General features: G+C 44.4%; 12 protein-coding genes. 8 read left to right on the forward strand and 4 right to left on the reverse strand.

Annotated elements, in window-relative coordinates:
• The first annotated feature begins 280 nt into the window (after positions 1 to 280).
• Entirely contained in the window at positions 281 to 1,039 is a 759-nt protein-coding gene (gene udp, locus BCU07_RS03570; protein WP_017065292.1) for a uridine phosphorylase, read from the forward strand.
• A gap of 213 nt (positions 1,040 to 1,252) precedes the next feature.
• Here udp and BCU07_RS03575 read toward each other — a convergent pair whose 3' ends face one another.
• Both BCU07_RS03575 and BCU07_RS03580 read right to left on the reverse strand, forming a co-directional pair.
• The gene (locus BCU07_RS03575; RefSeq protein WP_102429147.1) at positions 1,253 to 2,419 is read right to left on the reverse strand and encodes a DUF1887 family protein; all 1,167 of its coding nucleotides are present in this window, start codon (positions 2,417 to 2,419) and stop codon (positions 1,253 to 1,255) included.
• A 197-nt stretch (positions 2,420 to 2,616) separates the two neighbouring features.
• The gene (locus BCU07_RS03580) at positions 2,617 to 4,608 is read right to left on the reverse strand and encodes a methyl-accepting chemotaxis protein (RefSeq protein ID WP_017068093.1); all 1,992 of its coding nucleotides are present in this window, start codon (positions 4,606 to 4,608) and stop codon (positions 2,617 to 2,619) included.
• A 277-nt stretch (positions 4,609 to 4,885) separates the two neighbouring features.
• Here BCU07_RS03580 and hinT point away from each other — a divergent pair, with 277 nt between their 5' ends.
• The 7 genes from hinT to BCU07_RS03615 all read left to right on the forward strand — a co-directional run bounded on the left by hinT (position 4,886) and on the right by BCU07_RS03615 (position 11,720).
• Positions 4,886 to 5,236 carry a purine nucleoside phosphoramidase gene (gene hinT / locus BCU07_RS03585; protein WP_102429148.1) on the forward strand — a complete coding sequence of 117 codons (351 nt, stop codon included), beginning with the start codon at positions 4,886 to 4,888 and terminating at the stop codon, positions 5,234 to 5,236.
• Between the two features lie 542 nt (positions 5,237 to 5,778).
• Positions 5,779 to 7,170, forward strand: coding sequence for a COG3014 family protein (locus tag BCU07_RS03590; RefSeq protein ID WP_102429149.1), 1,392 nt, complete (start codon positions 5,779 to 5,781; stop codon positions 7,168 to 7,170).
• A complete protein-coding gene (locus BCU07_RS03595) occupies positions 7,170 to 7,553 on the forward strand; it encodes a YcfL family protein (RefSeq protein WP_017060222.1) in 384 nt (127 codons plus the stop codon). Before BCU07_RS03590 ends, BCU07_RS03595 begins: the two co-directional genes overlap by 1 nt.
• 86 nt (positions 7,554 to 7,639) lie before the next feature.
• Entirely contained in the window at positions 7,640 to 8,230 is a 591-nt protein-coding gene (gene lpoB / locus BCU07_RS03600) for a penicillin-binding protein activator LpoB (RefSeq protein WP_004736264.1), read from the forward strand.
• 185 nt (positions 8,231 to 8,415) lie between these two features.
• Positions 8,416 to 9,270 (forward strand): phosphotransferase, encoded by an 855-nt coding sequence (locus tag BCU07_RS03605; RefSeq protein WP_102429150.1) that lies wholly within the window; start codon positions 8,416 to 8,418, stop codon positions 9,268 to 9,270.
• 108 nt (positions 9,271 to 9,378) lie between these two features.
• Positions 9,379 to 9,918 (forward strand): alpha/beta hydrolase YcfP, encoded by a 540-nt coding sequence (gene ycfP, locus BCU07_RS03610; protein ID WP_017093527.1) that lies wholly within the window; start codon positions 9,379 to 9,381, stop codon positions 9,916 to 9,918.
• Between the two features lie 512 nt (positions 9,919 to 10,430).
• Positions 10,431 to 11,720 carry an NAD(P)/FAD-dependent oxidoreductase gene (locus BCU07_RS03615; RefSeq protein WP_102429151.1) on the forward strand — a complete coding sequence of 430 codons (1,290 nt, stop codon included), beginning with the start codon at positions 10,431 to 10,433 and terminating at the stop codon, positions 11,718 to 11,720.
• Between the two features lie 111 nt (positions 11,721 to 11,831).
• Here the strand turns inward: BCU07_RS03615 and BCU07_RS03620 are convergent, their stop codons facing one another.
• Together BCU07_RS03620 and BCU07_RS03625 are read right to left on the reverse strand one after the other, a co-directional pair.
• Positions 11,832 to 12,377 (reverse strand): GNAT family N-acetyltransferase, encoded by a 546-nt coding sequence (locus tag BCU07_RS03620; protein ID WP_017060225.1) that lies wholly within the window; start codon positions 12,375 to 12,377, stop codon positions 11,832 to 11,834.
• A gap of 137 nt (positions 12,378 to 12,514) precedes the next feature.
• Positions 12,515 to 13,282, reverse strand: a complete 768-nt coding sequence (locus BCU07_RS03625; protein ID WP_017065298.1) for a peptidoglycan binding protein CsiV — start codon at positions 13,280 to 13,282, stop codon at positions 12,515 to 12,517.
• Positions 13,283 to 13,310 lie beyond the last annotated feature (28 nt).

Here is a 13,310-nt window from a genome sequence, read left to right on the forward strand (position 1 = left end):
CGAGCTCACCGACATAGAGCATTCTTAATATAAAAGCGCCTTTAGCGGTAATACGTTAAAGGCGCTTTTTGTCTCATTAGTATGCAACATAGGCGTGCGGATTGCTTATTTTTGTGATGCCAATCGGTTTTTTGTGAAACTTGAATTATTGTTGCGATCATTCATGTGACATGTGTCACTTCATTTTGTAATGAGCTTGGTTAGAGTGTGTTCGTACCCCACGAATTTACTATGAGCTTAAATAAGGGTAAAAAGCCCAATAAGCCAAAAGGAGCGAACTATGTCTCAAGCTGTTTTCCACTTAGGTGTTACTGAAGCAGATCTTAACGGTGCTACTCTTGCGATCATCCCTGGTGATCCTGCTCGTGTGCAAAAAATTGCAGAAGAGATGGAGAACCCAGTATTCCTTGCTAGTCACCGTGAATACACGCTTTACCGCGCAGAGCTAGACGGCAAACCAGTTGTTGTATGTTCAACAGGTATTGGTGGTCCATCGACTTCTATCGCAGTTGAAGAGCTTGCTCAACTTGGTGTTCGCACTTTCCTACGTGTTGGTACGACTGGTGCTATCCAACCTCACGTAAACGTGGGTGACATGATTGTTTCTACAGGTTCTGTTCGTCTAGACGGCGCTAGCCTACACTTTGCTCCTATGGAGTTCCCAGCAGTGGCTGACTTTGAAGTTGCAACAGCAATGAAAGCGGCAGTTGATGAATCAGGTGCAACAGTTCACATGGGCGTAACGGCATCAAGCGATACGTTCTACCCAGGTCAAGAGCGTTACGACACGTTCTCTGGTCGCGTTGTTAAGCGCTTCCAAGGCTCTATGCAAGAATGGCAAGACATGGGCGTTCTAAACTTCGAGATGGAATCTGCAACACTGCTAACTATGTGTGCAAGTTCTGGTCTGAAAGCAGGTTGTGTTGCTGGTGTAATCATCAACCGTACTCAAAAAGAGACGCCTGATCACGACACTCTAAAAGTAACAGAAGCACGTTCAATCAAAGTGGTTGTAGAAGCCGCTCGTAAAATGCTTTAAGTCTTAAAGTGCTCTGAGTTTTAGAGAGCATTAAGTCTTCAAGTGACATTAAATTTTGAAAATGGCCGCATCGAATGATGCGGCCATTTTTTTGTGCCGTCTCAAAGTAATCAATAGAGAAAACAGACAACAAAAAAGGCGAGTGACTTAATCGTCATTCGCCTTTTTAACAATCTGCTTAAGAGCATTGAGCTCTCATGAGTTTATTGGTTTTTAGTACTCTAGATCTTCACTGCCACCCGCAGCCGTAAACCATGCCGTTAGGTGTGTTTTAAGATCTTTCAATTCGTCAGGGCCAATCAATGCAAGGCCAAGATCTTCAGCTCGTGTGATGTCGTTATGGCGAAGAGGGCGGAAGCTCACTAACATTGCACGTGCTTGTAGGCCACCTAATAGGTCTCTAAGCGATTCCAGTTTATACAAGGTGTCATCACCATCATCACGCATGCCTTTGGTCTTACATTCGATGATGTGTAGCTTATTGTTCACTACTGATGCTACGTCAAGCTCGTTTCGAACCTCACGCTCACCCAGTTGACGGTATACCTGAACATTCAAAGAACGGTCTTGAATGGTCGGCATGTCATCTTGGATTTGTTTAACTGTGCTGTGAACCAAGGTTTCAAGCCATTCACCGTTTGAGAAGCGTCGTGCGTCTTCATTGGCAAAGGTCAAAATACCGTTGTCATAAGTGGCGATCTTAGCTTCAACCAAATCGCTCAACAGCATGTTTAGCTCGCGATAACCTTGTTGTTTCTCTGACAACCCTACATCAAGTCTCTGTTCTTTGCGGCAGGTCGTTGCAAGATAGTTCAATGTAGCGAGGCCAGGGCCGAGTTCTAGTGCATTACTTGCCCAGCGTTCACCCAGCTCATAAAGCTTTTGATCAAGTTGCGGAGACAGCTGTACATCGCTGAATTCACCACGAGCGCCGAACACAGTCAGGTAGTCGTCGATAGTGATGCGATCTTGAACTTGTGCGTCTTCTTTACCATTCGGGTAAAGCCAGCACAGCTTGTCACTGTTTGGTTCAACAACAAAGATTGGCCAGTGGTAAGTACGAAATACTTCGTATACAGAAAGTAGGCGGTGACGAAGGCCACAACTTGCGTTGAGTTTCACTTCTTCACCACGAGCTTTGAGGTCTTCGGCAAGGTTTTGGATAGACTCTTTAATCGCGGATGTATTTACGAGGGTTGGAATCTCGAAAAATTCACTCGTAATGTCGCGCTTCTGCAAAACGCTGTCTAAGCGTTGGTAAATACTGACTTGATTCTTGTCACCGATGAACACGATGTGAGTGCTGATCGTTCGGTTATCGAGTAGTGGGGTGATCAAGCGAATGGGATCTTGATCGATAATGCCAACATGAACAGCCATATAAATTCCTTAATAGCGGCTCGCTCATAAAGGTGAAAGAAAAAACGGGAAGCAGCAAGCCTTAATAATCATATAATGACAAAGATCATAAAAAACAAGGGCAACCCTTGATAAAAGTTGCCCTTGTTCAAATAGTTATCACTATTGGGTAAGAAGTCCCAATATTCTCACTAAATATCTATCAATTTCTCAGCTACCTATAGCTTGAACTGATGAACCAAATCACCTTGCTGGTTTGCGAGAATTGTTAGGTTTTGGCTTGCCTCAGCAATTGAAGACATCGCTTGGTAACTCTTATCTGCGATATGGTTGATGTCTTCTATATTCCGCGCAATATCACCAGAAGTTTCACTCTGCTCAGCGGCTGCTTGAGAGATGTGTGTACTCATGTGGCTGATCTCTAGAATCAAGGCTTGGATCTCTTCCATCGCACTGTTGGCACTTGAAGCTTGTTGAACCGACATGTCCATATCGCTCATACAACTTTCAATCACGTTGCTTGCTGTTTTCGAGCTTGATTGCAGGTTGCTGATCATGGTCTCGATTTCAGACGTTGATTGAGTGGTCTTCTGTGCTAGCACGCGTACTTCATCGGCAACCACTGCAAAACCACGACCTTGCTCACCGGCACGCGCTGCTTCGATTGCCGCGTTGAGTGCAAGTAGGTTGGTCTGTTCAGCAATACCACGGATAACGTCGAGGATTGAGCCAATCTGGCTACTCATCTGTTGCAACTCACCTACAGCACCAACAGATTCAGTAAGGCGAACCTCGAGCTGGTTAATGGTACTGATGTTGGTGTTCATTATCTGACGACCAGACTCAGAAGCCGATTCTACTTGTTGAACCATGGTGAGTGAGCTTTGCGCGCTGTTCGCCACTTCTTGTACAGAATGAGACATCTCTGTCATTGCGGTCGCAACAGTCGCGGTTTGCTCACGTTGGCTGTTCAATTGAGCCTGCGTTTCAGATGACGTCTTCTGGTTGACGCTTGCAGTCTTAGTTAAGTCATCTGAAGCATCATTCAACTTCACAAGGATATTGTGCAGGTTGTCAGCCAAGGTGTTGATGTGACGGCTCACGCGGCTGAATTCGTTGTCGTAGCGAATATCGATACGCTGAGTCATATCACCTTCAGTTAGACCTTCTAATGTACCGAGGATGCGAGTTAATGGCTCTCGTACGCTGTGTGCAATGTGGTAACCAATCGCAGCAGCGAACACAGTCACAACAATGCCAATGGCAATCGCGTTGAATAGGCCTTTGTCGTAGATGCTGCTTGCGTCAGCGAGTGATGAGTTAAGTTGCTCTTCAGCGGTCACGTTGAATGAGTCCAAAACAGCCATCGCTTGGTCAACTTCTAGAGCTAGGTTAGCGATGTTCACGTACAACGCTTGTTTGGCTTGTAGGTAGTTGTTGTGTTTGTCTAGTACGCCACCTTTCTGACCAACGTCTTTGGTGAACTTCTGAACCGACTCATCGAAGACATTTTTAAGTGCTGGTAGTTGTGTTGATAGACCTCGATAAGCGTAGTTAAGATGAGTAACGGCCTTTTTGTTTTGGTTAAGGGCTTTTTGAACGAAGGCAACATCAGAGCTAGCAAGTGCATCAGAGGTAATAACTTCTGCGTCTTGCAGTTTGATAAAGTAGCTCTTTGCCATCACTTTTACAGAGATGCTTTTTTGGTCGGCAACGTACTCTTTCATACCAACGGTTAATTCTGAATGTAAGCGTTGGAAGTCACGAGACGCTTTTTGTACTTGTTCTTGTGCTTCGAACATCGCGACGTAGTTGTTCATCGCTTCGTCAGCTTCGGCGAAGTAGCGTTCTTCCATTGCTCTTAATTGCGCGATACGTTCAACAAGTGAAGCATTGTTTTGGCTTGCCGCTTCTAAACTACCGAGAACTTCTGAAAACGAGTTTTGTGATGCAGCAAATTCTGTACGCATTGCAGACATGCGTTCAGCGTTTTGTGTGGTTAAGAAATCTTTGAATGACTTATCAGCAGAAAGCAATTGAACACTTGTTTGATTTGAAAGCGCGACAAGTGGTAGTGAGGTTTCTGAGACACTCTCAAAATTGCTGTGTATCTGATTCATGCTGTTCATCATGATGGTTATCGTGACTGCGAACATGATGATGATCAGTGCGAAACCAGCGTACATACGCTTGATCACAGATCCCTTCATGGCTTTCTCCCTAAATAAAAATGCAGACCTAATGTCAGGTCAAAGTAAAACTAACAAAATTATCAGCATTCTATTGAGCTCCGTTTACGCATTTTATGACGCACACGTCAAAAATAGCCCTCAGTTATAACCAACATGCCATTCTTGAGAGCTAAGGCTCGTTTACTTTGATTTGAACGGTGTTTTTTATTATGCTTTAAAGCAGATTTATTGTGGTTTGATGCGGCATAGCGCATACTCAAAGCATTAAAAAATAAATGTTTTATCGGAGAGAAACATGGCTGAAGAAACCATTTTTAGTAAGATCATCAATAAAGAAATCCCAGCAGATCTACTATACCAAGACGATTTAGTAACGGCATTCCGCGATATCAACCCTCGCGCGCCAAGCCATATCTTAATCATCCCAAACAAGCTGATTCCAACAACGAATGATGTTGAAGTCCAAGATGAAGCCATGATGGGGCGCATGTTTACCGTGGCTCGCAAGTTAGCAAAAGAAGAGGGCATCGCAGAAGATGGCTACCGTCTTATTGTGAACTGCAATTCTCATGGCGGCCAAGAGGTTTACCATATTCACATGCATTTGGTTGGTGGCCGTCCACTTGGTCCCCTATTAATGAGCTAATAAAAAGTGAATGAGCTAATGCAAAGCTAACAAGTTAATGAAAGCTAATGAGCTAGTTTAAACGAACTCATTAGTGGGTTAACACAAGTAGTTAGTTGGAAAATTTGTAGTTTGTATGCCAACTTTAAGTTCTATCTGTTGTCTGAATGTCGGCATCGCATAGGCAGAAGCTAAATCAGTAGGGTTTCAACTGGCTTGAGATCCTTTTTACAACACGTTTCGTTTTGATAATGAGACTAGGGTCTGTTGATCTTTCGAGCTGATTTTTGCAGCACTTTGTGGGAAATTTATACAAGGCAGAGGCTTTGAAGTGTAGCTAGCCTACATGAGAAGCTGATAACGCAGTAGAAATGAACCACAAAGACTGCCCGAAGGGTTCGGCTAGAATCGTTTTATGCTTTGTTAAGAAGTATTAACTTAGAATGACTAGGCTACATACTCCTTGCCGCGCCTAAAACGATTCCATCTCGAACAAAATTTAACCACGAAAGGTCAACAGACCCTAACAAAGTTGGCATTTTAAACATGCACGGAGACGATAAGTGAAGCAACAGTTTAGATTCGCTTCCATTGCCCTGTTATCGGCGTTGACTGTGGGCTGTGCAAGTATGTCTGCAGGAAACCTGTTCAGCCATTACAGCGCACAGAACAAAGCGATCTACCAAGCCGTTAAATCTGGAGATTATTCAGAGGCTCAGCAAGAGCTACCAGATTACGCGGCAGGCGACATCCTTGATAACTTTGAAAGAGGCAGAATTAATCTGCTGGATCAAAAATACCCTGAGAGTAAGGCTTCGTTTGAAGTGGCTGATCAGGCGGTTACTGAGCAGCAACGCAAAGCCGTGATCTCAATCTCAGACAGTGCAACCAGTGTGGGTGCGTTGGCTGTGAATGACAATATTACCGAGTATGTGCCAGCCGATTATGAGTTGGGCTTTCTTCATCTGTATCTCGGTTTAAATTACCTCAAGAAAAACGATTTAGAAGGTGCGGTGATTGAAATGCGTCGCGCCAACCAAGTTCAAGAACAAGCGAAGAAGCAACGCGAGGCTGAGTTAGACAAAGCAGCCAGCGATGCGAAGAAGCAAGGCTTGTCTGCCAATGTGGGTAGCATCCTTGCCAATTACCCTGATGCGGGTAAGAAACTGCAGTCAGTACAGAATGCGTATCTGATGTTCTTGTCTGGTCTGCTTTATGAAGCGTCAAATGATTTAAACAGCGCCTACGTTGACTATCGTCGTGCTTTGGCTGTGATGCCAGATAACCAAGAAATCATCGATAGAACCATGGCAACAGCCGCTCGTTTAGGGATGCGACAAGATTTAGCAACATTAGAAAAACGCTATAAGCAATCTTCTAAACTTAGTGCAGGTGAAGGGCGAGTGATTGTTCTTCAAGAGCAGAGCGCTGTGCAAGCTATGGACAGTTGGCGACTGGATTTGCCTGTTTATGACAGTCGCGATCAGGGGGCAATATACTCTCTTGCGCTGCCATATTACCCAAGTCAAAACGTAGAGCGTTTTTCTGCCTTGCGAATCAGCGGACAGCCGCTACAAGAACATTTGATCACTGATGTAAACGCGATGGCGCAGAACGATCTATCGGAACGTATGACAAGCATTGTTATTCGCCAAGCGCTACGTGTAGTCGCGAAAGATCGCATTCGAAAAGAAGCAACCAAAGGCGATGATGTCGGTAATATTCTGTTCAACGTGTGGAACACACTGACAGAGCAACCAGACACTCGCAGTTGGCAATCATTACCTGCAGAGATTAAGAGCAGTACGTTTGTAGCAAATAGCGGTCAATATACGTTGGAAGCGGGCGCTAAAACGTACGACTTTGATATTCGAGAAGGGCAGACCACCTTGGTGTGGATTTCTCGACAAGGAAACAATGCAACAATGTGGCATAAACAGCTAGGGAGGCTGTAATGAAAAAGTGGTTAGTGAGCTTAGCAGCGGTTATGGCTCTGGCTGGTTGTGCTGATAATACAGCTGGCGTAAGGGTCGATAGTCTGACTCAGAACGTTTTCTTTGGTGACAAGGTATTGGGCAGCCGTTTACAGGTTGAAGATATTCGCACCGATCTGGTCGACGGTCATACGCGAGGAATCGTTCGTTTAAACAGTAACTATAAAGGCGATCAACATATTCTTTATCGTTTTTACTGGTACGACGATGCCGGGCTTGAGGTCAACCTTAAACAAGGTCCTTGGAAGCAAGCGATTGTTCGTGGTTTTGAAAGTATTTCGTTGTCGGAAGTGTCGGTAAACCCGAAAGCGACTCAGTTCAGAGTCCAGTTCCGAGAGCAGTAAGTTAGATTAAACGGGTCTAATGATTCGTAAATACAAGAATTTAAGAGTGTGGGTAACCCCGCTCAGTGATAAGTTGAGGAAACAAAATGAAAAAGAGTGTCGTTGCGCTACTAGGTTTAGCGGTTATTTTAGGCGGTTGTTCAAACAAGGTAAGCTACGGTGATGCACAAGCAGTAGAAACCACGACAATCGATTTCGGTTCAACTGACCTTCAAACGATTGCGGGTGAAATGGTCGATAGCATGATGGCGTCTGGTTCAGTGTCTTACATTACTCGAGAGCAACGTCCAATCGTGTTCGTAGAGCGAATCAAGAACAAGACAAGTGAGCACATCGATACTGAGTCAATCACTGACACTATCAGTACTAAAATGCTGAATTCTGGTAAGTTCCGTTTCGTTGATATGGACCGTGTAGAGTCTGTTCGTGACCAATTGAACTTCCAAAACAATGATGAGCTTGTAAATCAAAGCTCAGCAATTCAATTCGGTAAAATGGTCGGTGCTCAATACATGCTGTACGGCAACCTATCAAGCATCGTTAAGAAAGACGGTAGCGACGAAGACGTTTACTACAAAATGACGATGCGTCTAATGGATCTTGAGTCTGGCTTGATTGAATGGGCTGACGAGACTGAAATCCGTAAGCAACAATCTAAGAGCCTACTAGGCCTTTAATTTCGCTTACTTGCCAACTAAACGCAGCCAGTTTTGACAGCGTCTAGTCTTGGCAGCGTATAGCTTGGCCACACATAGCTTGGTCACACGCCAATGCAGTGCATGATGTGCTGTTTATGAAGAGACACTGGCTTTTGGTCAGTGTCTTTTTTGTAGGGAAATGAAGACGTTTATAGGGAGTAAATATGGCAATTTTTTCTTGGTCTGAGGCTAAGCTTCTTGATACCAGTTTGAGTTCGCTTGATGGTTACTTTTCTGAGCCACCTGTTAGAGCTCAAACGCTGACCGGCGGGTTGACCAATCGATGTTGGAAGTTGGTGTTAGCCGATGGCACCGCGTATGTTTGGCGGCCCACCACTCCTATCACCAAAGCTTTCTTTATCTCTCGTCATGAAGAGTATCAAGTGCTTTCCGCAATTGAGCGTCTAGGTATTGGACCAAGTCCAATAGTGGTCAATGAGCAAGGCTTATTGGTTGAATGGATTGCGGGTGAGACGCTTTACGAAGGCTTAGAGCTTGATGATTTGTTGAAGACTCTGATCTCAGTGCATCTGGTGAATACCGCGCGATTACCACTCCAACCGTTCAGTTTCACAGCGCGAGTCGATCATTACTGGCTGCAGCTTGATGCGATTCATAAGACCGAAGCCTGCACTAAGATTTATCAAGAGTGGCGCGTGGCTCCGAGTATTACCAATGTTGACCTGTCTTTGTGCCATTTTGACCTAGGTGGTTATAACCTAGTGAGAAACAGTGACTGCATTAAGATTATTGATTGGGAATACGCTGCGCTCGCAGACCCTAGGCTCGATTTGACATTAACCATTGCGGTTGCTGGCGCGCAAGTCACAGAAGCGGTTGAGAAGTACTGTCAGCTGCGAGGAATCCATGATGTTCAGCCTTGGCTTGATGGTGTAGAAGCATGGTTACCAAGAAGCCAGATGATGGCGATGCTATGGTATTTACTTGCTCATCAGCTTTGGGGCGATGAAAGTTATCTGCGTGAAGCAGAGGCGCTGAGTCACACTTTATGTAGCTAGGATCACGTTTAGGAAGTGAAAAATATAATTTCGTTCGTGTTCCCTTTAAAACCTTATTTTTCATGTTAGATTAATTAAAACGTACCAATATTCAACAAGGAGGTGCTAATGATTATTTATCTACATGGCTTCGACTCAACTAGCCCGGGCAATCACGAAAAAATACTGCAGTTGCAATTCATTGATGATGACGTTCGTTTCATCAACTACAGTACTTTGCATCCAAAACACGATATGCAACATTTGCTAAAAGAAGTGCATAAAGTGATAGAGCAATCCGATGACCCGCATCCGATCATTTGTGGTGTAGGCTTAGGTGGTTTTTGGTCTGAACGTATTGGTTTTTTATGTGGTATTAAGCAGGTGGTGTTCAACCCGAATCTGCACCCTGAGAACAACATGGTAGGTCGAATTGACCGTCCAGAAGAGTACGAAGACATCGCGACTAAGTGTGTTGCTCAATATCGTATGAAGAACAAAGGTCGCTGTTTAGTGGTGCTTTCTCGTGAAGATGAGATTCACGACAATACCAAAACAGCTGCCGCGTTAGAAGATTATTATGATGTCATCTGGGACGAAAAAGAGAGTCATAAGTTCAAAAAAATCTCTCAGCACTTGCAGACAATGAAAGCGTTTAAAAACGCTTAATTATTCCAGTTATTTTATAAAAGCAGCACTCAATTGAGTGCTGCTTTTTTTACATCTGAACCCAAGAGCCGAACATTAATCAAATGGTTGTAGTTATTTTTTTGAAGAGTTTGAGCATTTAAAGAGAAGTTTGCGCAAACGTTAACTAATTCGCCGCGAATCCTCATTGTGGGTAAGGATTTTTGTTGCGGTCATCTTTTTGCTATATATAATGTTCCCAAGCAAAATATTTTGATAAATATCAAGAAAAATTGAGAGCGAGTGATAAAACTTGCCCATTATTTGTGCTCTACCTCTCAGGTAGTCACCTTTTTTATCCAAGTGAGCAAAGCGGCAAGCCAATGTTTGTTGCTTGTAACCCCTCTAACTACTCGGTGAGCTGTCGTTATTCTTTTTCGCGGTAATCCAATTTGTAACAGCCTTCGCATTCAAGGCCGAGTAGATACATAGAATTTATCGGTTGGAGTAATCGAGCCGAACCCCATTTATTCATTTTGTAGAGGATTGTCATTGTGACAAAAATTATCGTAGTAGGCGGTGGTGCTGGTGGTTTAGAACTAGCAACTAAGCTAGGCCGCACTTTAGGTCGTAAAAAGCGTGCCCAGATTACTCTGGTAGACCGTAAAGCAAGCCACCTATGGAAACCATTACTTCATGAAGTAGCAACGGGTTCATTGGACGAGGGTGTTGATGCGTTAAGCTACCGCGCACACGCAAAAAACCATTACTTCGATTTCCAAATGGGCAGCCTGAACGACATCGATCGTGAACGTAAAGTGATCGCTCTGAGCGAACTGAAAGATGATCACGGTGAACTGCTTATGCCAAGCCGTGAACTTGAATACGATATTCTTGTGATGGCGCTAGGCTCAACGTCAAACGACTTCAACACACCAGGCGTTCGCGACAACTGTATTTTCCTTGATAGTCCAGAACAAGCGCACCGTTTCCGTACAGAAATGAACAACCAGTTCTTAAAGCTTCATGCTAAGAACGGCCAAGGCACAGTAGATATTGCTATTGTTGGCGCTGGCGCGACAGGTGTTGAGCTTTCTGCGGAACTGCACAACGCGGTTAAAGAGCTTCGTACTTATGGCTTTGGCGATCTAGATTCAAGCAAGCTGAACGTTAACCTTGTTGAAGCGGGTGAGCGTATTCTTCCAGCCCTACCTCCTCGTATTTCGAGCGCAGCACACTCTGAGCTTACGAAGCTTGGTGTAACTGTGCGTACGACTACAATGGTTACACAAGCTGATGCTGACGGCCTAACGACTAAAGATGGTGAGAAAATCCCAGCACAAATCATGGTTTGGGCTGCAGGCATTAAAGCGCCAGATTTCATGAAAGATATCGGTGGTCTTGAGACGAACCGTATCAACCAGTTGGTTGTGAAAAACACGCTACAAACTACGCTTGATGACAACATCTTTGCTATTGGTGACTTAGCGCAATGTACGCAAGCAGACGGTTCATTCGTTCCACCACGTGCACAAGCGGCTCACCAGATGGCAAGTTGTGCGTTTAGCAATATCATTGCTAAGTTAAACGGCCGCGACCTGAAAGACTACATCTACAAAGACAAAGGCTCGCTAGTTTCACTCAGCCGTTTCTCTACGGTAGGTAGCTTGATGGGTAACCTGACGAAAGGCTCGATGATGGTCGAAGGTCGTATTGCTCGTGTGGTTTACATCTCTTTGTACCGCATGCACCAGATGGCGCTTCACGGCTTAATCAAAACATCACTGATGATGCTGGTTGGTCGTATTAACCGTGTACTTCGTCCAAACCTAAAGCTTCACTAATCAGGTAAGCCTTCTCAGAGCATTACGCTGATAATAAAAAAGAGCTCTTCGGAGCTCTTTTTTGATCGTGTCGATTATGGATTATCGCAGGTGTTGAACTCATTTCTGCTGTTAAGACGTTGGAGGTAGCACAGAATAAACCACGCCATCTTTCGGCTTACCGTTAAACAGAAATCGATTCTGGGCAATGGTTTCTCGCTCAGCGCCACACTTCTCGATCAACTTTTGGCTGGGTAGGTTCTCGGTATCGCAGACAATCTCCAAACGCGTTAACTTGAGTTGCGCGAAACAAAATTCAAATAGGGCGAACATCGCTTCTTTGGCGATCCCTCTCCTTTGAAAGTCATCACCGACCCAATAACCTAAACTCGCCATATTAAAGGTGTGGTAAAGCTCATTAATGGCAACCATACCGACTAACTTATCGCTTTTTCGTTCAAAGATGCCAAAACCAAACGCATCGGCTTTCACCCAGTTCAGGCGAGTTGCCAGAATAAATTTCTCGGCCTCGACGATAGAAAACTCTTTATGACACCAGTCGACCCATGGCAGCAAGCTAGGGGAGGACTTAACCAGCTGAGAAAATTCTTGAGCATCTGAGGCCTCAATGATTTTAAGGCTAAGATTTTGTGTGTTGATCTGAAATTCAGGGCTCATAGAGCGTACCAAGTAACGTGTAAGTACTGAGCAAAGAAAGTCAGTACAGAATAAAGATAGATAGCACTTAATAAAACGCCCTCACTAGGAGGGCGGATTGAATTATTTATATAATTATAGCCGAATCGGCAAGTAATTTACTGCGCTACACGTCTAACTTGAATCACCATTCCAAGAAGTGGGTGGTCAAGGTAGTGAGTTTCTGTACTGCGCATACGACGTTTTTGGTCCATGCGGTAGCTCTTAAGGAACTCTTGGACTTCAACCGTCGGAGAAATCTCAGTTAGGTTGCCCACTTGGACGTTGCTTTCTGCGCCACTTACTGGTGAATCTAGCTCGATTTGTTGCTCTTGTAGAGTCACTTCACGAACGCTTGGCGCTTTTAAATCTAATGTCGTTTCAGCGTATAGGTAGTGCTGAACGTAGATTTGCAGCTTGCCGTCTAATTCGTAGAGTGGCTTATCAATGGTCTCTTCTTGGAACCCATCAGCGCTGCCTGCAGTGATTGCGCCTTTTTCAGAGCCATCAGCATTAAATTGTTTAGAGAAATCTTTACCTGCTTGAATGTGGAAAACAGGTGCAGAGCTCTTACCTTGGTCGCCTTGACGCCAAGCGGTATGCATCAGAACTTCAAAGCCAGCGTGTTTACGTAGCTTGTCTTTTTGAGGCGTTAACTTATATTCCGAGTAAGGAAGCATTTGAACGCCTTTCTTTGCTCGGTATTGGGTATCTTGAAATGAACCAACACGCTCAAGTGAAATCTTAGGCTGTGTATTTGGCCAAGATTCGTTCACCTTCTCTGCATCAACAGCGCGCTTAAAAATGATCACTTCTATATCAAATTGTCTCTGCGCCAAACTTGGCAGTGAGACGAACAATAGTAGCAGTGGGATCAGTCTTTTCATTTTTACTCCGTCTTCCAGCCGAACTACC

The sequence above is a fragment of the Vibrio sp. 10N.261.54.E10 genome (assembly GCF_002877735.2).
GTDB lineage: Bacteria > Pseudomonadota > Gammaproteobacteria > Enterobacterales > Vibrionaceae > Vibrio > Vibrio crassostreae_C.

What these genes read in the sequence shown, in the direction of transcription:
- udp (WP_017065292.1), top strand. Translation starts at nt 281, where the DNA reads ATGTCTCAAGCTGTTTTCCACTTAGGTGTTACTGAAGCAGATCTTAAC.
- BCU07_RS03575 (WP_102429147.1), bottom strand. Translation starts at nt 2,419, where the DNA reads ATGGCTGTTCATGTTGGCATTATCGATCAAGATCCCATTCGCTTGATC.
- BCU07_RS03580 (WP_017068093.1), bottom strand. Translation starts at nt 4,608, where the DNA reads ATGAAGGGATCTGTGATCAAGCGTATGTACGCTGGTTTCGCACTGATC.
- hinT (WP_102429148.1), top strand. Translation starts at nt 4,886, where the DNA reads ATGGCTGAAGAAACCATTTTTAGTAAGATCATCAATAAAGAAATCCCA.
- BCU07_RS03595 (WP_017060222.1), top strand. Translation starts at nt 7,170, where the DNA reads ATGAAAAAGTGGTTAGTGAGCTTAGCAGCGGTTATGGCTCTGGCTGGT.
- lpoB (WP_004736264.1), top strand. Translation starts at nt 7,640, where the DNA reads ATGAAAAAGAGTGTCGTTGCGCTACTAGGTTTAGCGGTTATTTTAGGC.
- BCU07_RS03605 (WP_102429150.1), top strand. Translation starts at nt 8,416, where the DNA reads ATGGCAATTTTTTCTTGGTCTGAGGCTAAGCTTCTTGATACCAGTTTG.
- ycfP (WP_017093527.1), top strand. Translation starts at nt 9,379, where the DNA reads ATGATTATTTATCTACATGGCTTCGACTCAACTAGCCCGGGCAATCAC.
- BCU07_RS03620 (WP_017060225.1), bottom strand. Translation starts at nt 12,377, where the DNA reads ATGAGCCCTGAATTTCAGATCAACACACAAAATCTTAGCCTTAAAATC.
- BCU07_RS03625 (WP_017065298.1), bottom strand. Translation starts at nt 13,282, where the DNA reads ATGAAAAGACTGATCCCACTGCTACTATTGTTCGTCTCACTGCCAAGT.